Here is a 20,807-nt window from a genome sequence, read left to right on the forward strand (position 1 = left end):
GCCGGAAAGCCAAACGGGGAGCCATCAGCCGGCCCCCCGCTGGCATGTTACGTCATCTGGGGGGAACTCTAGCCCCCGGAATACAGCTTCTCAATGGCCGCCTGGCGGGTCTGGATACGGCGGATGCGCTCCAGGTCAAACTTGGCCCGGCGGTCAAAAGTGTAAATCCCGTTCTGCTCCTGGTAAACATCGGTGAGCTGGGTGTAGCAGTAGCCGAACATGGCCGGGTTATCCAGCAGGGCGCTGCACAGCCCCTCAAAGCGAGCGTAGAACTCCTCCAGGCTGCGCGGTCGCTCGCCATAGCCCCACGAATCGCCCTGCGCCGCCTCAGGATTCCACCAGGTACCGCCGAATTCGCTGACAAAGAATGGCTGGCCACGATAGGCGATCGACCACTGCTTGCCAGGGAAGGGCGACAGACCGTCCCAGGCGACATACTCGTAATCTGGCGAATTGTAGAAAGGCAGTCCCTCCCCCGTCCGGGCATGACGCTCGGCAAAGCGGGCCACATCCTGGGTATAGTCGTGGTTGTCGTAGACATCCGCCTCCGGCACGCGGTGCGAGTAACCGGAAGCGTCCAGCACGGGGCGAGTCGTGTCCAGCGCCTTGGCTGCCAGGAACATCCCACGGGTGACATCATCGAGCACTGTGATCCGGTCGGTCAGAGTCTGGTAGGTCTCGTTGAGCGGGCACCAGCCAACGATGCACGGATGCGAATAGTCGCGCTCGATCACCTCCAGCCACTGGGTGATGTACGTCGCGCCCGGCTGCTGGTGATCTTCGTGCGGGCCATAGCCGGAGCAACCCCAGTCGGGGAATTCGCCCCAGACGATATAGCCCAGCCGGTCAGCATGGTACAGGAAGCGTTCCTCAAACACCTTCTGGTGGAGGCGTGCGCCGTTGAACCCGGCAGCCATGCTCAGCTCGATATCGCGAATCAGGGCCTCGTCGCTGGGCGCGGTCAGGATGCCATCCGGGTAGTAGCCCTGATCCAGCACCAGCCGCTGGAAAACCACCTGGCCGTTGATCTTGATCGCCTTGCCGTCGATGGCGATCCCGCGCAGACCGGCATAGCTCTGCGCCTGGTCGACGGCACGCCCGTCAGCGTCCACCAGCGCGAGTTCCAGATCGTACAGATGCGGATCGCCGACCGACCACAGACGGCGACGCTCCGGCGGAACCGGCAGGTAGAGCTGGGGAGCCAGGTCGGAATCCGCCGGGACCTCGGCGCTGCTGACGACTCCGGCTGCATCCCTGAGGACAGCGCGAGCGCGCAGTCCGGGCCGGTTGCCGGTGATCGGCAGTTCCAGCCGGAACAGGCTATTGGCCACATCGGGCGTGATGCGCGGGCGCTTGAGGGCGATCTCCGGCACTGGCTCCAGCCAGACCGTCTGCCAGATGCCAGTGGTGCGGAGGTAGTGCGCCCCGCGCGGGCCGTAGTGGCGGTGGATTTGCTTGCCGCGTGGCTTGGGCGAGTGATGATCATCGCGGGCGCGGACGACGATCGTGATCGTCTCGCCGGGCTGCGCCACCCGGCTCAGGTCGCAACTGAACGGCGCAAAGCCGCCGCGGTGACGCCCGACCTCGTAGCCATTCACCCAGACGGTCGCATCATAATCGACCGCCTGAAAATGCAACAACACCCGCCGTCCGGCCCATTCCGGCGGAATGGTCACCTGGCGGCGGTACCAGACCGCGTCCATGAAGTCCAGGTGACCGATCCCGGAGAGGGGGGATTCCGGGCAGAACGGCACCAGGATGCGGTCACTCAACTCGCGTTCCAGCATGCCGCGTTCCAGCCCGCTGTCGCCAGCATCGATCTCGAATTGCCATTCGCCATTCAGGCACAGCCAATCTGGCCGGACAAACTGCGGACGCGGATATTCAGGACGTGGAACAGTCATACAGGTCTCTTCCCTCAAATGATTGCCTCAAAGGCCACACTATCCGGGCGGCTATGGCGCCCTCCGGCTGCACGCAGGATTGTTTATGGCATAGCTCCAGCACAAAAGCAAGGAAGAAGAATCATCGAACAGCCTCTGCCGGGCAGAGGCAAACACCTGTGTGCTAACTCGCCGGTTGGACAGGTCGACGGCGGGCTTTGTTCGCTGTTGAACTGAGGGGGTTACTCAACGGCCGCCCGCGCCACAGCGGAGCGAATTGCCCGTTGACCAGGCCAGCCAGATCGACTGTTTCCGCGAGGACGATGGCATGCTTAAAGCACACTCGCGTGCACAAGCCACAGGCCGTGCAACGGGCAGGATTGAACCAGAGCGTGACTTCATCTTCAGCCCTGGTCGTCGCCAGTGCACCGGACGGACAGAATTGGGCGCACATCTGGCAGCCAATGCATTGCGAGCTGACCTCCACCACACCCCAGCAGCCAGTTTCCGCAGGGATGACTGCCTCCCTCACCGGGTTGACGGCTGCATAAGTCAGGCCATCCAGCAGCAGTGCCCGCCGCCAGCCGACGCCCAGATCGAGAAAAGTATCCAGGTGATCGGGGACGCTCAGCGTGCCAGTCGGTTGCAGAATCGAGGCAAAGAAGCGTCGACGCGACAGGGCTGATGGCGCGGCTTGCGCGGCAGGCGGCACTTCGGTCGTCAGCGTCACGTCCAGCGCCATGCCCAGCTGGCTCAGAAAATCCGCCGCCAGATCGATCGCGCGCCGGGTTTGAGCAATGCACCTGCCCAGCGGGCAGGCCGCGCAATTCGCCGTATGGAGGATCAGGTGTGAAACGCCTTCCAGCACCAGGCTGATCAGGAACTCCGGCGGCAACGCGCCCACACAGGGGAGACGCACAGCAGCGTACGGACCGCCACCAACTGCCCGGCAGACCAGCGTAGCAGTCCCGTCTACGGTAGCCTTGCGTGTCTCCCGCCACAGTTCCAGGGCTGAGCGCTTCCCCTGCAATGCAGCGGAAGGGCAGGCAGCGACGCATGCCCCGCAGGCCAAACAGACCCCGGCATTGAATTCCGGCACGGGATTTAGAGTGATTGCGGCGACCGGGCAGGAATCGGCGCAAAACTGGCACTGGCCGGCCTGCCGGTGAATCACGTTCAGACAGCGCTCAGGATCGAGCTCTGGGGAAGGATCACCCAGCGCACCGATGGCATTGGCTAACTGAGCCAGGGATGGTGTCATAATAGTAGTTTCTCAGCGGGGCTTGAGCAACCCGTGTCGCAGAGCATAATCGACCAGGTCAGCGCGGGTATCAAGGTTCAATTTGGTCATGACCCGTCGGCGGTAAGTGTCGACCGTCTTGGGGCTAAGATGTAGTCGCTCGCCAATCTCAGCATTGGTATAGCCATGCGCTACCAGCCCAAGCACCTCCATCTCGCGTTCAGAGAGCTTATCATGCACTCCCTCGACGGCCCCGCTATCATCCATCAGGACCGAGATAGCTTCCGCCCGCAGGAAGGAATGTCCGCTGTGCACCATGCGAATGGCATTCAGCAATTCATCGTCGGCGACCGACTTCACTACGTAGCCCGCCGCGCCAGCATCCAGCGCTGGGCGGAGCCACTCCTCTTCGGTGTGCATGGTCAGCACCAGAAACTGCGATCGGCAATCTTCGCGCTGTCTCATCTCCCGGATGATTGTGGTCCCATCCACATCCGGCAGAGTGATATCCATCAGGACCACATCCGGCTGGAGAACCTCGATAGCGCGTCGTGCGGTCACGCCATCACTGGCTTCCCCTACGACTTGAAGATCCGGCTCGCTTTCGATCAACAGGCGCAGGCCGCTGCGGAGCACCGCATGGTCATCAACAATCACAACCCGGATCATGCCGGACTCCTGGCCTTGAGGGGAACAACCACTTTTACGGACGCTCCCGCGCCTGGGGTAGGGTTGAACTCACAGTAGCCGCCCAGCGCCTCAGCCCGATGGGCCATCCGCAGGAACCCCCAGCCGTTGAGCGCCTCCGGCGAATAACCAACCCCGTTATCCTCAACCGTCAGGTATAATTGCCCCTGCTCCTCCCAGACAGTCACTTGCGCTGCGGTGGCATACGCATGGCGCTGCACATTTTCCAGGGCCTCCTGGGTGATACGAAAGAGCGCCAGCTCGATCTCCGGCACGGGACGGATTGGCAGGATCTCCACTTCCAGCACCACCTGAATATTGGCACTCCGGGCGTAGTCTTTGACGTACACCTCCAGCGCTGCGCCAAGACCCTGGTTTTCCAGCGCGGGCGGAAACAATGTGCGCGTCAGGCGCTCAAGCTCATGCAGGGCATCGCTGACCAGACTCCGGGCGCTTGAAATGTGAGAGCTACAACTACACTCCTGATCATCTTCACAGAGACCTTCGGCCAGGCGCAATTGCACCGCCAGGGCCACCAGCAATTGCCCGATATCTTCCTGCAATCGCCGCGTGATACAGCGCCGTTCTTCTTCGCGCGCCGCCAATGCCTGTGTCAGCAACAGCGACAGGCGCTCGCCATCCTCTCCCAGATGTTCCTTTGGCATCGGCCACCTGCTTTATCTTAGGAATATGCCCACGTATACTATACGATGATTAAGACCTTGCCTGTGACAGAAAAGTGCCGCATGTCAGTCAGCAAAAGTCTGATTTTCCGGCAGCGCAACATGACGGCAGGGGACTCGAATGTGGATAACCGTCCCCTGCCCCACCACGCTTTGCACTTCCAACTGTCCATCAATGAACCGGGCGCGCTCGCGCATACCGGTCAGGCCAAAAGAACTGCTCTGATCCACCGAGTCTGGCACGAAGCCAACCCCGTTATCGCGAATGTCCAGCCACAACTCCTGATCATGCCTGCCAACCACTACTGTGACTTCTGTCGCGCAAGCATGGCGATAGATGTTGGTCAGCGCCTCGCCCACCAGACGGCGCAGATGATGCCCTACCTCCTTGGAAACCAACAGGGCCTCGCCTTCGTCATCCACAATCAAGTGCGGCGTAACGCCTGACAGTTCGCTAAACAGGGTCAATTCCGGCTGAAGACAACCGATCAGATCTTCTCTACTGCTGCCCTCGCTACGCAACCTGTTGAGAGTCTCCCGGCCTTCCTGCATCGCCAGCCTACCGAGCTGCCGCGCCTCCTCGATCACGGCCCGCGCTTGTAGCCAGCGTTCATGGTGCACATGCCCCAGGGCAACCTGCAGGGTGATATTCAGAGAAACCAGGGTCTGCAACATTGTGTCGTGCATCTCGCAGGCAATGCGCTGCCTCTCCTGAGCGGCTGTGAGATTCGCCAGTCGTTCATACAACTGGGCATTGTCGATAGCCTGCGCGGCGTGGCTGGCAAAGATCTCTTGCAGTCGCAGTTGATGCAGGGTAATCGTCTGCGCCTGGTTATAGACACTGACCAGACTGCCGACCACGTGATCGCCCACACGCAGCGGCGTGCTGGCGATAGCCTGGGCTGTCGGCATGCCCAGAATGCGCCGCACAACCTGGATGGACACATCCTTGTGCTCCTGGTCGACCAGCATCAAATCCAGAAGTTGTGGGTTGCTGATCCGGATAGGTTTGCAGGAATACCGGAGATCCCCGGCAGAGGCCTGTGGCCACAGATAATCATCCACCTTCTGGAAGACAATGCACAAGTCGGCGTTGGTCAGCAGGCGCGCCAGGTGCGCCGAGGCCTGATACACCGAGACCGGATCCAGGGTTGCACTGAGGGCGGTTGCACAGTGATTGAGCAGGTTCAGTTCAGCCATGCGCTGGACGATCTCGCCCTTCTGCTGAAGCAGCTGCTGGCTACGGGTCTCTGAGTAGGGCTTGATCACTGCTTCGCTCCAGTCGTCCAGCGACTCCAGGAGCGTCAGCTGTGTCTCAGTTTCATAGGTCAGCAGGGCCCTGCGAAAAGCCGCCCGCAGAGTCAGAAAAATGCGCGCTACATCGAGAAAAGCCAGCTTCTCCGGCGCAGTGCTGGTGGCAAGCAGATCGTCCAGACGAAACAGACCCGGTCTACATTTCTCATCCAGAAAGCAATAGAAGTCGGCCAGCGCGTGCAGGGCTGAGCGCTCGAATGCCTCCCGCTCCCAGATGGGATTCCTGGCGCAGAGCGCTTCCAGCCACAGGTGAACCACCTGGCGGCGCGCTGGCAGGATAAGGCGCTTGGTTGTCATCTCCTGCATGGCTGCTCGTGCCCCTTCTAGCTGTCCGTCGGGTGATGGCGGTGATGGTGGCGACCACGCAACCAGATAGCTGCGCCCCCGATCAACAACACCGGCATACCGATAAATGTAATAGCATAGGCCCCCAGCATCAGAAGCTGCGCGATACCCCTGGCAACCTGCCAAGCGATCGTCACCAGCCGATCCATGACTGGTGGTTCCAGCTCAAAACGGGCCACGCTGCCCCCGATCGCCCGCAGGAGCGCCCCAGCTCCCGGCGCCAGAACCACCGGACGGGCCGCTCCGCCGCTCAAAATCAGCGCTTGCCCAGCAGAAATACTAACCGGCTCCCCATTCCGATGGACAGCGGTCACGATGCCCCGGCTCACATACAAGCGAGGGAGCGCCCCAACCACCGCCTCGACGGCGAAGCTTGCGCCTGTGCCAAGCAGCCGGTAATCGCCGATGCGCACGACAAAATCCTGCGTCGCCGCGCCCGTTTCTCCGCTCACCCACAACACGCCCTGCTGCAAAGTAATCTCGTCATCATGATGCGTCGCCAGAGTAGCCTCCGGCAGGTATAACCGGGAGCCACCGCGCGTGATCACCGTTGTATCTGGGCGGAGAGTGAGCGCTACCGATCCCAGGTCACCCGCTTGCACCTCCAGCCGCCGGCCATAGCACCCCGCAGCAGCGATCTCCACCGTCACCATGCCCTCTGCCGGCACCGCTGCCAGCTCAAATGTGCCGCTAAGTGGATCTGCCTGGGCCGTTGCCAGGCCAGGAATCGTCGCCTGCGCAAAAGGCAGCGGTTGGTTGTCCAGCGTGACGGTTCCCTGTAGGGTTGCCGTCCCACCGCGTGTCAGATGGATAAGCGCCTCCTGCAAAGGTGCCTGTCGCAGGTCGCACCGCACAGGCAGATGAAAACCCTTGCTACTCCGTGCCAGCAATGCATACTCGCTGACCGCCAGATCGTCCAGCCGGAAAGCGCCATCCTCAGCGGTCATAGTACGCCGGGCGGCGCCGGTCAACAGATCAACAGCCAGAATGGTTGCGCTGGCGCCCGCCCCGGAAACACCATCCACAACCCAACCGCTGACCGCCCCGCGCACAGGCCGGGCGGTCAGCGTCACCGGCGACAGTACAGATACACCAGCAGGCAGCACTACAGTCTGCGGTTCGGCTTCGTAACGTGTATCACCGGCAACCACCGGCGTCAGCGAAACCTGGTAAGTCAGGTCGGCATAGGATAGCCCTTCAATGTTCACCATCGCCCGGCCATCCAGGACACTGGCATAAAAGGAGCGTGGCCGCCACTCATAGATGGTTGTGCTGGCCACGACCTGCGCCCCCTGCACATCCTCTGGCAACCCCTCTACCTGCACCATCAGGGTCCGGAAAACCCCGCGATCTAGCCTGATCTGGCGAACAGCGCTGCCGGTCAATCCATCGGGCGTCCGGGCGTGAACGAGTAGTTGCACTGTGCCGCCCGGCACTGCTATCTGGCCAAAATTGTGGCAGGTCAGACACAAATCGGCCTCATGAATTTCGATGGTCGGCAGCGAATTATGGGGGTTGATCGTCGCCCAGATATGAAAGTAGCCATCCGCACCAACAGGAACACGGCTCTCAACTGCCGCGCCAGTCTCATCGATGAACGTCAGTGTCAACTCAACACTCGTCAAGTCAACCGGCGCGTCATAGCTGATCACCCGACCGGAGATAGGCACGCTGGTCAGTACGCCGGTGGGAGCAGCATAGAATGTCTCCCCCTGGCCCGGGGAAGCTAGTAGAACCTCCAGGCTTCCCGATGGCCCCTGCGCGGCGGTTCCACTGGTCAACAGCGCCACACCTAACAGACTCACCAACATCAACAGCAGGGATCGTAGTGGTGTCATGGCTGTCACCGCAGATCCGTGAAATACGGGCACCAAGCCATCACCGCCCCCTGTGGATGGCAGGCGGGATTGTCGCAGGCCACCTCCTGTGCCAGCGGTGGTCGGGTTGCATCCCTGGCGTGGTGGCAGGTACCACAGGCAACCTTGGTTTGCAAGTTATGAGATGGCCAGGAGGTAAGTGTATGGGCAAAGCGAACTGTGATCACCTGGCCGTAGAAGTTCGAGGCCGGATCGCGGTCGCGCCACAGGTTCAGGCCGCCCCGGTCGTGGCAGGCCGAACAGTGAACCTGCGGGTAATGGTCGGCATGGACCTCAACGGCGGTTCCTTGCAAGGGATCATGGCAATCCTCACAAGCGATGTTCTCCCCGCCATGGGGATCGTGACATGCCAGGCATCCCCAGCCGGGATGAGCCTGATCAGCGCTCATTTCCTCAACTACCTGAAAGCCGTGCTGCCCCTCATGGCAGTGGGCGCATAGCGCGTCGGTGGTCTCAACCGGCTCATAAGCGCCGAGGGCCTGGTTCCAGAACATCGGGGTGATCCGGTAGGAATCGCCCACCGGTTCATGGCAGATGGGGCAACCAATATGATGCCAGTCTGCCTCCGCCACCGGCTCGCCGCCCGCGAGCACCGGGCGTGCTTCCCCTGGGATGCGCTTACAGGCAGCGCAATCGAGCGCCGCCTCGGCGGCGGGATGTTCCGGGTCCCAGTTCAGGGGGGATTTGCAGCGTGCGCAGGTCGTATCCGCGCCCAGGCCGTTGTCATAGGTCGCCGCATGGCCAGACCGTTCCCAGGCAGCAAAAGCCGCGGCTACCTGGGCAGGGCTGGCAATATCACTGCCAGATGAAGGCGTCACTGTAGCTGCCCCCCCCTGTGCCTGGACGTCAATTGGAGCGAGTCCGGCAGCAAGGAGAAGGCCAACCGCCCCCAGTAGGCCTATTCCAATCCCCATCAGCATCTGCGCCAGAAGCCGCATGCCGACCTTGCCTCGTCAATTGCACGTTGCGCTACTACAACCATTATACTGACGCTGCTCACCTCTTTATGACGTCTTGTGTCAGCAATTACCTGGCACAAGATCAGTTTCTGCGGCCGGGTTTCCCTCAGTCCTCTGAGCACTGTGTCACAGGATTGCTCATTAACCACCCAAGATCAGATTTTTTCTTACAAAAAACACGGGTTATGACTGACAGACAAAGCCAGTCGTGTTGGTTAAAGTCAAATTGATCACCACAAGTCCGGATTCAATTCACTGTTACACACAACGTTCGGCAACCGCGAGGGGAAAGGAGAACACCATCGGACGTAAATTTGTGATTCTCGCTGTTCGATTGCCGGGATTCACGCCAGATCGACAAGTCAGAAAGGCAGTTCCATGAGCAAAAACGAAAGAACAGACCTGCTCACCCAGTTGAACAGCGCAACCCTGAATCGCCGGTCCTTCCTCAAATGGTCAACGGCGGTTGGTGCAACGGCGATGCTGGCCAGCAAGGTTGATCTGCTCGATGGCATCTACCCGCTCAGCACAGCCCTGGCGCAGGCTGAGACAAAGATCATCCCAACCGGTTGCGCACACAATTGCGGTGGTCGTTGTGTCTTGAAGGCGCACGTCAAGGACGGCGTGGTCGTCCGCGTAACATCCGATACCGACCGTCCCGACGATCCCATGGATCCGCAACTGCGCGCCTGTGTGCGCGGACGGTCTTACCGCCGTCGTGTCTACGCCCCGGACCGGCTGCGCTCGCCGCTGCGCCGGAAAGGGCCACGTGGCTCCGGTCTATTCGAGGAAATCAGCTGGGAAGAGGCAATTGATACCGTTGCTGAAAACCTGATCCGCATCAAGGAGCAGTACGGCAACTCCGCTATCTACAGCCACTACTCCACCGGTGCTTATACCAATATCTGCGGGGCCGCGCCCGTTGGGCGGATGCTGAATCTGTTCGGTGGCACGCTTGGTTATTACAACAACTATTCATGGGCCTGCGTCCAGGTCGCCACACCGACAGTCTACGGTACCCAGAATACCGGCCAGAGCCGCCTTGACTGGCTCAATACCAGGCTGATCCTGATGTGGGGTTGGAACCCGGCCGAGATGATCGACGGGACCAACACAATGTATTTCGTCAAGATGGCCCGTCAGGCTGGCGCCAAGACTATTCTGATCGATCCGCGCCACAGCATGAGCGCTGTCGGCCTGGCCGATGAGTGGATCCCGATCCGCCCCGGCACCGATGCGGCCATGATGGCAGCCATGGCCTACGTGATGATCACCGAAGGCCTGGTCGATGAGGACTTCGTCAACCGCTATGCCCTGGGCTACGACGCGCAACACATGCCTGAAGGCTATGAGAACGCCGAGTCGTTCAAGGCTTATATCCTGGGCGAAAGCGATGGCACTCCCAAGACTCCTGAATGGGCCGAAGCCATCACCGGCGTCCCAGCGGCGACTATTGCCCGCATCGGGCGTGAGTACGCCACTACCAAGCCTGCCATGCTCTACCAGGGCTACGGCATCCAGCGCCGTGCCTATGGTGAGCAGGTTGTACGCATGGGCTGTGTGCTACCCGTCCTGACTGGCAATATCGGCATCTCCGGCGGCTGGGCCTCCGGTATCGCCTTCGCCATCAGCGCGGAAGGCACACCCGGCGCCGGCTTCCCCAGTGTAGCCAACCCGGTACCCTATTCGATCCCCAGCTTCCTGTTCACTGATGCGATCCTGCGTGGTAAGGAGATGGGACGTGCGGACGGCGTGCGTGGCCTGGCTGACGGCGAGGAAACGCTGCCCAACAGCATCAAGTTCCTCTACAATCCAGCGGGCAACTGCATCGTCAACCAGCACGGCAATGTCAACCGCACCATCGAAATCCTCAAGGATGAATCGTTGGCCGAATTCATTGTCAGTCATGAGCACTTCCTGACCCCCTCGGCCCGTTACTCCGATATCGTGCTGCCGGCCTGCACCTTCTGGGAAACCTGGGGCATGGCCAGCAACTGGAAGTACAGTCCCTCCCGTATCCTGATGCCACAGGTGATCGAGCCGCTGTATGGCACCAAGAGCGACTACGCCATCTGTGCAATGATCGCCGAGCGACTGGGCATCTACGATGAGTTCACCGAGGGCGGCAAGACCGAGCTTGACTGGTACAACCAGTGGGTCGATCAGCTTGTCAACGAATACGGGAACATCTACGGCAACCGCGAATCGTTTGAGGCGCGTGGATCCATGACCGTCCCGTACACGGAGAATCCGCCGGTGGCCTTCGCTGATTTCATCGCCGATCCGGCCGCCAAACCGCTCAGCACGCCTTCCGGCCTGATTGAGATCTTCTCGACTGCCATGGCTGCCGTCAATAAGCCCGAGGAAGTGCCGCCCATCCCCAAGTACATCCAGGAATGGGAAAGCCCCTTCGGGCCAGAAGCTGAGGAATACCCGCTGCAGGCCATCGGTCACCACTACATGCACCGCATCCACTCCACCTTCGACAACATTGACTGGATGGAGGAAGCCTTCCCGCAGCGCGTGTTTATGAACCCGATCGACGCGGAAGCGCGTGGGATCAAAGATGGCGATCTGGTGCGAGTCTTCAACAACCGTGGCTCCATGCTGCTTCCGGCCCGCGTGACTCCGCGCATCATGCCCGGCGTGGTGAATGTTCCGCAGGGCGGCTGGTATACGCCAGATGCAAACGGCGTTGACCGGCGCGGTTGCGTCAACGTGCTCACCAGTGAGCGCCCCTCGCCATACGCATTCGGGAACACCCAGCAGACCATCATGGTGCAGGTCGAGAAAGCCTAGGAGGTAAAATCATGGCTCAGTATGGTTTCTACGTAGACCTTAACGCCTGCATCGGCTGCAAGGCATGCCAGATGGCCTGCAAAGACCGGGCCAACAACGAGGTGGGCTTCAACTGGCGCCGGGTGATCGAGTACGGCGGCGGGGAGTGGACGAAGGTCGGCAACGCCTGGCAGCCAAACATCTTCGCCTACTTTGTACCGACGGCCTGTCACCACTGCTCCAACCCGCCCTGTCTGCCCGTCTGCCCAACGGCGGCGATCAGCAAGGACGAAAACGGCATCGTCAAGATCAATGTCGACCAGTGCATCGGCTGCCACTACTGCGAGTGGGCCTGCCTGTGGGGCGCCCCGATCTTCTACGAGGACCGCGGGGTGGTGACAAGTGCGACTTCTGCAAGGACATCGTCGATGCGGGCGGTGCACCGGCCTGTGTCGAGGCCTGCCCGATGCGAGCGATGGAATGGGGGGATATTGAGGAACTCAAGGCTCGCCATCCTGAGGCGGTGTTCCCGGTGGCGCCTCTGGCGGAGCCGCAGGACTTCGGCCCCAATGCCCTGTACACGCCACACAAGCAGGTTAGCGTGCTTGCCGGGGCTATTCTGAACCAGGAAGAGATCTGACCTATGCTGCACCCCAACAACGAGTGGTCGCTGATCATTTTCAATGTGTTGGGTCAGATGTCCGTTGGCGCTTTCCTGGCCCTTGGTGTGGCTCACTTCTACGCCGTGCGCAAGGCCGGCCTGCAGCAAGCAGACCTGTTGAGCACACGGGCTTTGCTGGCGCTAGGCCCGATCCTGGTGATTGGCATGGCCGCTGTTTTTGGCCATGTCGGCAACCCGGAGCGCGTGTTCAACATGCTCAGCAACCTGGATACCTCCTGGTTGGCACGTGAAGTTGCCGCTTACGGAGCATTTCTGGTTGTTGGCGGTGCGTTTGCTATTCTGCAGGCTCTGACGCTGTTCAAGCGCGATGAGGAACTTCCCCTCTCGCCCGGTTTGCGCAAAGCCTTGCCCACAATCCGCATCGTGCTGGCCTGGATCGCGGCCATCTTCGGCCTGCTGTTCGTCCTGAGCGCGGCGATGATCTACTATGACCCGCGCCTGGCCGTCCGGCAGACCGGCTGGGCCCACTTCCACACGGTGATCATCTTCTTCACCGATATGGTCATGCTGGGAGCATTGGCCCTCGGTGTTGGCTTTGTCGGTAACACCTTGTGGCTGGAACGGCGCAGCAAGGCGGACAAAGAGACTCTACAGATCCAGCTTGGCCTGCTCCGGGACTCAATCAAGGGGATGGCCTTCGCTGCCATCGCCGCAATCGGCGTGCTGTTTGTGAGCACCCCGATCTACCTGGTGTACCTGGGCACCATGGGCGACCGTCTGACCAGCAGCATCCTCATGATGCTGAATACAGAGTTCGCCACGTGGTTCTTCCTGTACCTGTTCCTGACGTTCACTGGGGCGGGAATCCTGAGTGGTTTCGCCTGGTACGTCGCTACAGCTGAGGGGAAGCGTCGATCGTTGCTGTACCTGCTGGTGGTGGGAGCCTTTGTCTGCGTGCTGGTGGCAGCGTTCATCGGCCGCTACCTGTTCTACGCACGAAACGCGGTATTGCTGGTAGGCGGACCTTAAGCTCCACCTGACCGCGCTGAAGCGCAACGAGATAAGGCGGCGCGGCGGGGATTCCCACTTCGCCGCCTTACTCTGTTGTTGTAGCGAACATCTGCAATGGTTACAATGTGATTTAGAATGAAGATCTTCTGAACCGGTCACCATCACATTTGCCGGACGCGTCAGGCAAGCTATACCCCGTTACAGCAGTCACCCATCCTGTTGCTTGACGCCATCATGAGCTGGAGCGTTCACGTTAGTCGTTGGCAGGCCCGCCGATTGGTCACGGCAAACACTGTTCGGCAACCGATCCGGGCATGCCACAAGACGACTCATTGTACAGGGAGTATCCCAGACTATGCACAGGCACCACGGGTTTCCATTCGCAGTTCTGTTCCTGATCTTGCTGCTGACAGCCTGCGGCGGTGGCGCAACCCCAACCAGCACCCCGCAGCCCACCGACACACCAGCACCAACGAACACTCCGGCTCCCACCAGAACGCCGGAGCCAACGGTTGACCTTGCCGCGCTGTCTGCCCCAGAGCTTTATGCCACTGTCGAAGCCCTTCAGGAAGAACTCACCCTGGAGGAGCAGCACCTGCAGCAGGCATCCGGTTCTGAAGGGGCGTCAGTGCAGGCCAAAATTGACCAGCTTCGCGCTCAGATTCGTGAGCTAACCACCCTGGCGGAAGCAGCTGGCGGCGCTGGAGGTAGCGAGGTAACCGAAACACTGACGCTCACCGGCCTGTTTGCTGAAGCCCGTGAGTGGACCTGGGCAGAGATCGAAGCGCTTGGAATGCAGACTGTCACCGCTGCCGGGCCGAAGGAAGACGATCCGGAAGCAGAATACACCGGTGTCAGTCTGGCTGCCTTTCTGGAAGCCGCTGGCGTGGAAGATGGCGCGGCCACGCTGGTTGCCACCGCTGCGGACGACTTCACCGCCGAGATCGATCTGGCCGCAGCGAAAACCTGCGCCGATTGCCTGATCATCAGGCAGGATGAAGGCGGCCTGCGCCTGGTCATGCCCGGCTTCCCCAGCAAAAACTGGGTTCAGGACATCGTTAGCCTGGAAGCGAAATAGGCCCCTGCCATCAGGAGCATGACCCTTTGACCGTCTTAGTGTCGGGCCACCGGTGCGCGTCGCCGGGCTGGCATGGTTTGTGGAACAGGCTGGCGCTGCTGGCAGTGCTGGTCATTCTGCTGTTGCCCACCGATGGATTACTGGCTCAGCAGGGGACGCGCCCGCGTTCTCCCCGTTACTGTGGCCGCTGCCATGAAAACGCGTATGCGCACTGGGCCGAGTCCGCCCATAACGTGGAGGCGTTCCGTGGTGAACGGTTTCAGACGATCTGGGAGCGGCAGCGCCGGGCGTCGAAGTGTCTGGCCTGTCATGCCACCCGCCAGAGCGAAGAGGATGATATCCTCTACCAGGGTGTGACCTGCACCGCCTGCCATAGGCCGATCGGGGAAACGTATGACCCGACTGTCCGCGAGCATGTCGAGATGAGCATCCCGGAATCTTCACTGTCCTGCGCTGGATGTCACGGCGGCGATCACGCCCGGACCTTTGGCGAATGGCAGGCAAGCGCGCATAATGGTCCGCGCGAGGTGAGCTGCATGGCCTGTCATGACGCCCATACCGGCGGACTGGTTAACCCTGACCTGACCGCTCTGTGTGGGAGCTGCCACATGCAACCGGTGCCTACCGTCAGCGCCCACATGCACGTTGACAGTGGCTGCACAGATTGCCATCCGGCGCCGATCTCGACTGACAACGTGCACATGGGCGGCGATGAGCCTGTTGCTGGCTGCACCGACTGTCACATGCTTACGGCGATGGATTCCTGGGGACTTTACCTGGCAAATGCGGGCCATATGATGACTGTGCCACTGGCCGTCTGTGTCAACTGTCACGGCAAATTGCATACGCTGGGCAGCACCACAGGAGCAACCTCGCCCTGACAGGCGTCCCGGTTACTGGCCGGATGGTATGACTTTAATAACTGAATACACTCTCCGAGTCTGTCGATGGTTTGCAACAGCGTGATTCACGCGTGTTGCGGCCCCTAAGGCGCGCCCCACCCGCGCTATGGCGGCAGACCGACCTGCAAGGACTGTCCGGATTCCGGACAGGAGGGTATGGGTGGAAACGCCCATGCCTCCCGAGTTTGGAAAGGAGAAATGACCACTCGCTGTCTACCAGGACAGTGAGTCTGCCAGCTGGCAGGTTCTCCGGCTGGCATTTTTTATGAACACCTTACCTGCCATCTCTTCACCACCCATCACCGCCCGGATCAATGGCGCTGTCAGACCCGGCGCAATTCACGTCGATAACCTGAATGTAACGCTGCGTGGTCTGCCGGTGCTGAAGGAAATCAGCCTGCGCGTTGAGACCGGTGAATTCGTGCTGATCAGCGGCCCTTCCGGCAGCGGCAAGAGCACGCTCGCCCGCGCTCTGACTGGCCTGTTGCGTAGCCAGGAAGGCGTATCCGTCACCGGGGCAATTGGGATTTGCGGCGGCGATGCCTTGCGTCTGCCGCCTGCACAGGTCGCCCAGCAAATCGGCATCGTCTTCCAGAACCCGCGTGCCCAGCTCTTCAACCTGACCGTGGCCGAAGAACTGGCCTGCGGCCCGCGTAACCTGGGGCTGGATGAGCAGGCTATCCACGCCCGGGTGTCCTGGGCCGCCGATGCCCTCGATCTGACTCCACTGCTGCCGCGCCGGCTGGACACCCTCTCCGGCGGGGAAATCCAGCGCGTTGCCATTGGCGCCGTCCTGACCATGGGGTCGCGCGTCCTCATCCTGGATGAGCCGACTTCCAGCCTGGATGTCCAGGCTACCCGGCAGGTCGTTCGATTGCTCAGGCATCTGCACGAGCAGGAAGGCACAACCATCCTGTTGATCGAGCATCGGCTGGGCGAGGTAGCTCACCTGGCGACGCGGGTTGTGCTGCTGGATGAAGGGCGCCTCGCCGCTGACGGTCCGGCAGCAGACATCCTGCAAGATACGGCCCTGTTGCGGCGGCTGGGGATGCGCCGCCCGGCCCCTCAGCCGGTAGCTGACTGGCGAACCCTGCTGGAGCCTGACGGTGTTCATCCCCCCGGCAGCCAGCCGCTGCTGATCCTGGAAGGGATCGAGGCCGGTTACCGCCAGCACACCGTCCTGAAGGATGTAAACCTCATCCTCTGGCCGGGTGAGTTTGTCGCCCTGGCCGGGGATAACGGCGCGGGCAAGAGCACCCTGGCGCTGGTTGCCGCGGGCCTCAAGTCCCCCCGGCGTGGGCGGGTCATCTTCAATGGCCACCAGCGGGTGCGGATGGGGCTGGATGTCGGGCTGCTCTTCCAGAATCCGCTGGACCAGCTCTTTTGCGACACGGTGGACGAAGAGGTCGCCTTCGGCCCGCACAACTTTGGCTGCTTCGTGCCGGATATCCACGCCCGCACGCTGGAACGCTGCGACCTGACCGCGCTGCGGCGGCGGCCCGTCCACGCCCTGTCCGCCGGGCAACAGCAACGCCTGGCGCTGGCCGCGGTACTGGCCCTGCAACCCGCCCTGCTGATCCTGGACGAACCTACGCTCGGTCAGGACTGGCGACACCTGGAGCAACTGATGGCCTTCGTCACTGACCTCAACGCGCAGGGAACAGCCGTCCTGATGATCACCCACGACTACAAGCTCGTACACCGTTACGCCCACCGCCTGGTGTTGCTGCAGGAAGGCCGCATCGTGGCAGACGGGCGGCCCATCCACCAGAAAGAAGGAGAGATTGCACATGCGTTTCAGCCTGCGTGAACTGGTCCTGATCGGCACGTTCGGCGCCCTGTGGGGGGTTGTTGAGACAACGCTGGGATCGGTGATTCACCTGGCCAACATCCCGTTCAAGGGCATCATTCTGGGTGGGATTGGCGTGATGATTCTGCTGATTGGTCGCCTGTTCGTGCCCCGGCGCGGGGCGACGCTGGCGATGGGTATCGTCACCGCCGTGCTTAAGATGTTCAGCCTGGGCCAGTTTGTGATCAATCCGATGCTCGCCATCCTGATCGAAGCATTGCTGGCCGAAGTAGTGCTTAGCCTGCATAGAACAGTCAGCCGAAGGGCGTTTCTGCTGGCAGGAGCGGTAGCCATCTCCTGGAACTTCTTCCACCCCTTTCTGACCTGGGGCATCCTGGCCGGGCAGGGCATCCTGACCATCTGGACAAGCACGATTGAGAACGGGGCGCGGACGCTGGGTCTTAGCCCGGACCTGGCCTGGGCCGTTGTGGCGATCCTGCTGGGCATTCACGTGGTCGGCGGCTTGCTGGCCGGTTGGCTGGGCTGGCAGGTCGGACAGCAAATCCGCCGCCGCCAGGCTGCCTCGCTGAACGATCCTGCTGCGTCCGCCTGAACCGGACTGTTTTTTTTCGACGACAAGGAGCATCTTGTATGCATACCAGACATCTGCCAGTAGCTTTGATCCTCTTTGCGGCGCTGCTGCTTGCCGCCTGCGGTCCTGCCGGGCAAGCCTCACCCACCCCGCCGCAGGAAGCCTCCGTGCCCGGCGTCATCCTGACCATCACCGGCGGCGAAACCGAACGTACCTTCACGCTGGAACAGCTTCAGGCCCTGCCGGTGACCGAGGTCGAATCAGCGGACGGCCAGTTTGTCGGCGTACGGCTGGGCGATCTGCTAACCGAGGCCGGCTTTAGCCTGGAGGCCATCGCCACCGTGCAGGTGGTCGCAACCGACGGCTTCAGCAGCACCTACCCGCCAGAGCTGTTCAGCCGGGAAGATGCCGTGCTGGCCTACGCCCGCAAGGGTGGCAGCAGCCTCAACGACGACGAAGCGCCGCTGCGCATGGTCATTCCGAACGAGGGAGGCACGATGCAGCCACGGATGGTCAATCGAATCGAGGTAAACGTACAGGGATGACCACTGCTACCCCACGCCTTCGTCCCGGCCCAACTGTGCTGGCCATGACCACCGCGATGATCGTGGCGGTCACTGGCAGCGGCTGGTGGGCACTGGCCAGCCTGCTGGCCGCGCTCGGCCTGACCCTGCGCTTGGCCCCGGCGGCGCTGCGCCCGATCCTGAGTTGGCGCTGGCTGTTGCTGATCCTCATGCTGATTCTGCCCGGCGCCCTGTGGGTCGGGCAGCCGGACAGCCACCTGCTGGGCATCCCCTACTCGCGCTCCGGCCTGATTCTGGGACTGCAGATGGCCTGCCGGGCCACAACCATCTTCCTGGGTGTCAGCGTTCTAAGCCAGCGAGTATCCGTGATGCAAATGGCCCGGATGCTGGAACGAGCAGGGATACGGGACATCGGTTTTGCCATCGGTGTGGGCTTCCATGCCCTGCCCACGTTGCAGCGGCGCTTCGTCACGGCCTATGCCGCCTTCCGGTTGCGCGGTGGCTTCCGGCGGCAGCGCTGGCGCGGGTTACAACTGTTGATCGTGACGGTGATCAGCGGGGCGCTACGCTACGCTGAGGACGTGCTGATGGCGGCGCAAGCGCGCGCCTTTCCCTACGACAACTGAGCGGCTGTACGCACCGGCGGGATCGCTTAATCCCGCCGGTGTTGCGCTTCTTTTCAGTGCTGCGGCCCCGGCAACACGATCACATGCGCCGGCAGCGGGGCCAGCCGCGCCAGCAAAGCCTCCAGCAGGCCGGGCCGGATCACCACCAGCGCCCGCCGGTAGGCCGCCGCCCGTAACACATCCAGCGCAACGACCCAGCCCTGATTGCGCTGTAGCTCCAGCGGCCCGATCTCGTCGATCACCAGCAGGTCACACGCTCCGCTGGCCACCAGCAGCGCCGCCCCGCGGGCCAGCACATCCGGCGCAAACCGCCAGTGAATGGTTATCACTGATCCCGGCGCCTCGAGAGAAGCGCCCGCATCGAGAGATGCGCCCGCATCAGAAGATGCGCCCGCATCGAGAGAAGCGCCCGCATCTTGCTCATGGCGGACGGCCAGCGGCCAGCGCTGACCCGTTGCTGGATCAAGCAGATCAATGCCGACGCGTGCGCCATCCGCCGCGTAATGTCCCGGTGTCAGCACACCGCGCACGATCAGGCCGGCGGCGCGAGCAGCCGCAACGGCCCGCAGGCACAGCAGCGTCTTGCCGCTGCCGGATGGCCCGCTGAGCAGGGTGATGGCCGCCGGTGGGCGAAATAACCCGTCCAGCCAGTCACGATCAGGGTGCACGACGCCATCCTCACTCATCTGTCGGGAATGCGCCAGGAACATGCCCGTGCGGCAGCCCAGAGAACGTCCCCCCGACGCTACAATGCCTGCGCCAGGATGGCCGTCAGTTCCTCCGTCGTCAGCGCGATCGGATTGCCCTTCATCGAACTGGCGCGGTTGGCGCCTTCCACCACCGCCGGGAAGTCGGCCTCGGTCAGCCCATAGTCAGATAGCGGCGGGACATCCAGGTCGCGGCACAGGTCATGCACCCAGGCCACGCCATCAGCGGCGGTAGCGGTCAACCAGCCGGTCAGCAGGTGAGCGGCCTCGTCATAGCGCCGCAGAGCCGGGTTGCCCGGATCGCGAGTCTGCAGGGCGCGGACATTGGCCTCCATCACGAAGGGGAGCAAGCGGGCACAGATGGCCCCGTGCGGCGCGTCAAACATGCCGCCCAGCACGCCAGCGAAACCATGTACGGCCCCCAGCGCGGCGTTGGCCAGAGCCAGCCCGCCGAACAGGCTGGCCAGCGCCATGTCCTCGCGGGCGGCGGGATCAGGCGCCTGAACTGCCCGGCGCAGCGAACGGGCGGCGCGCCCCAGCCCTTCCCGGCACAGCGCATCCGTCAGCGGGTTGGCCCGGTGAGAAACGAATGGTTCTACTAGCTGGGTCAGCGCGTCCAGACCGGTGCTGGCGGTGACCTCCGGAGGCAGGCTGTAGGTCAGTTCCGGGTCAACGATGGCCAGCCGCGGCAGCATCAGCGGGCTGCGCAGGCTGACCTTGACCCGATGCTCCGGGGAGAGCAACACCGCGTTACGGGTGACCTCCGCGCCGGTGCCCGCTGTGGTCGGGATGGCGATGCATGGTGCAGCAGGGCGAGTCAACGGACGCCCGCCCCCGATCACCTCCAGGTAATCGAGCACATCGCCGTCGTTGGTCAGCAGGGCGGCGATGGCTTTGGCTGTGTCCAGGGCGCTACCCCCACCAAAGCCAATCACCAGATCGCAGTCGTTGGCGCGGGCAGCAGCGCAACCCTGCTGCACCAGGATCGTCGTCGGCTCCCCTTCAACCCGGAACAGTGTCGCCGCCAGACTATGCGCCGCCAGGTCATCCAGCAGGGGTTCGGCGTGCTCGACGGCGAGGCCGATCACCACCAGCGGTCGCTGACCCAGTTCGGCGGCCAGCGGGGCCGCCTCCCGGAGGGTTCCCGGCCCAAAGAGGATACGCGTGGCGGTGGCGAATTCGAAGCGCAT

General features: G+C 62.1%; 18 protein-coding genes and 1 riboswitch. Of the genes, 9 read left to right on the forward strand and 9 right to left on the reverse strand.

Annotation, left to right across the window (positions count from 1 at the left end; all coding sequences use genetic code 11):
• Positions 1–68 precede the first annotated feature (68 nt).
• From HPY64_02155 to HPY64_02185, 7 genes are all read right to left on the reverse strand, one after another.
• Entirely contained in the window at positions 69–1,904 is a 1,836-nt protein-coding gene (locus tag HPY64_02155) for a beta-galactosidase (protein NPV65930.1), read from the reverse strand.
• Positions 1,905–2,067: 163 nt separating this feature from the next.
• Positions 2,068–3,144, reverse strand: a complete 1,077-nt coding sequence (locus HPY64_02160) for a 4Fe-4S binding protein (protein ID NPV65931.1) — start codon at positions 3,142–3,144, stop codon at positions 2,068–2,070.
• Positions 3,145–3,156: 12 nt separating this feature from the next.
• Positions 3,157–3,792, reverse strand: a complete 636-nt coding sequence (locus tag HPY64_02165) for a response regulator transcription factor (GenBank protein NPV65932.1) — start codon at positions 3,790–3,792, stop codon at positions 3,157–3,159.
• Entirely contained in the window at positions 3,789–4,475 is a 687-nt protein-coding gene (locus HPY64_02170) for a hypothetical protein (GenBank protein ID NPV65933.1), read from the reverse strand. The genes HPY64_02165 and HPY64_02170 overlap by 4 nt, the downstream gene beginning before the upstream one ends.
• Positions 4,476–4,559: 84 nt before the next feature.
• The gene (locus tag HPY64_02175; GenBank protein NPV65934.1) at positions 4,560–6,104 is read right to left on the reverse strand and encodes a GAF domain-containing sensor histidine kinase; all 1,545 of its coding nucleotides are present in this window, start codon (positions 6,102–6,104) and stop codon (positions 4,560–4,562) included.
• A 26-nt stretch (positions 6,105–6,130) separates the two neighbouring features.
• Entirely contained in the window at positions 6,131–7,990 is a 1,860-nt protein-coding gene (locus HPY64_02180) for a carboxypeptidase regulatory-like domain-containing protein (protein ID NPV65935.1), read from the reverse strand.
• A gap of 5 nt (positions 7,991–7,995) precedes the next feature.
• Complete coding sequence (locus tag HPY64_02185) at positions 7,996–8,847, reverse strand: hypothetical protein (protein NPV65936.1); 852 nt, start codon at positions 8,845–8,847, stop codon at positions 7,996–7,998.
• Positions 8,848–9,366: 519 nt separating this feature from the next.
• On the opposite strand from HPY64_02185, the gene HPY64_02190 reads away from it, so the two are divergent.
• The 9 genes from HPY64_02190 to HPY64_02230 all read left to right on the forward strand — a co-directional run bounded on the left by HPY64_02190 (position 9,367) and on the right by HPY64_02230 (position 18,910).
• Complete coding sequence (locus tag HPY64_02190) at positions 9,367–11,787, forward strand: molybdopterin-dependent oxidoreductase (protein NPV65937.1); 2,421 nt, start codon at positions 9,367–9,369, stop codon at positions 11,785–11,787.
• An 11-nt stretch (positions 11,788–11,798) separates the two neighbouring features.
• Entirely contained in the window at positions 11,799–12,389 is a 591-nt protein-coding gene (locus HPY64_02195; protein ID NPV65938.1) for a hypothetical protein, read from the forward strand.
• A gap of 20 nt (positions 12,390–12,409) precedes the next feature.
• Entirely contained in the window at positions 12,410–13,417 is a 1,008-nt protein-coding gene (locus tag HPY64_02200; protein NPV65939.1) for a dimethyl sulfoxide reductase anchor subunit, read from the forward strand.
• A gap of 337 nt (positions 13,418–13,754) precedes the next feature.
• The gene (locus tag HPY64_02205) at positions 13,755–14,477 is read left to right on the forward strand and encodes a hypothetical protein (protein ID NPV65940.1); all 723 of its coding nucleotides are present in this window, start codon (positions 13,755–13,757) and stop codon (positions 14,475–14,477) included.
• Between the two features lie 26 nt (positions 14,478–14,503).
• Positions 14,504–15,358: a hypothetical protein gene (locus HPY64_02210; protein NPV65941.1), complete on the forward strand. Its 855-nt coding sequence runs from the start codon at positions 14,504–14,506 to the stop codon at positions 15,356–15,358.
• Positions 15,359–15,398: 40 nt separating this feature from the next.
• Positions 15,399–15,590: riboswitch (molybdenum cofactor riboswitch) on the forward strand.
• Positions 15,591–15,644: 54 nt separating this feature from the next.
• Positions 15,645–17,189: an ATP-binding cassette domain-containing protein gene (locus HPY64_02215; GenBank protein ID NPV65942.1), complete on the forward strand. Its 1,545-nt coding sequence runs from the start codon at positions 15,645–15,647 to the stop codon at positions 17,187–17,189.
• Positions 17,170–17,781, forward strand: coding sequence for a hypothetical protein (locus HPY64_02220; protein ID NPV65943.1), 612 nt, complete (start codon positions 17,170–17,172; stop codon positions 17,779–17,781). Before HPY64_02215 ends, HPY64_02220 begins: the two co-directional genes overlap by 20 nt.
• Positions 17,782–17,819: 38 nt before the next feature.
• Positions 17,820–18,305, forward strand: coding sequence for a molybdopterin-dependent oxidoreductase (locus HPY64_02225; protein NPV65944.1), 486 nt, complete (start codon positions 17,820–17,822; stop codon positions 18,303–18,305).
• Positions 18,302–18,910 carry a hypothetical protein gene (locus HPY64_02230; protein ID NPV65945.1) on the forward strand — a complete coding sequence of 203 codons (609 nt, stop codon included), beginning with the start codon at positions 18,302–18,304 and terminating at the stop codon, positions 18,908–18,910. The genes HPY64_02225 and HPY64_02230 overlap by 4 nt, the downstream gene beginning before the upstream one ends.
• Positions 18,911–18,963: 53 nt before the next feature.
• On the opposite strand, the gene HPY64_02235 is transcribed toward HPY64_02230, so the two are convergent.
• Positions 18,964–19,578 (reverse strand): hypothetical protein, encoded by a 615-nt coding sequence (locus tag HPY64_02235; GenBank protein NPV65946.1) that lies wholly within the window; start codon positions 19,576–19,578, stop codon positions 18,964–18,966.
• Positions 19,579–19,655: 77 nt separating this feature from the next.
• Entirely contained in the window at positions 19,656–20,807 is a 1,152-nt protein-coding gene (locus tag HPY64_02240; protein ID NPV65947.1) for an iron-containing alcohol dehydrogenase, read from the reverse strand.

It is taken from the genome of Anaerolineae bacterium, from assembly GCA_013178165.1.
GTDB lineage: Bacteria > Chloroflexota > Anaerolineae > Aggregatilineales > Ch27 > Ch27.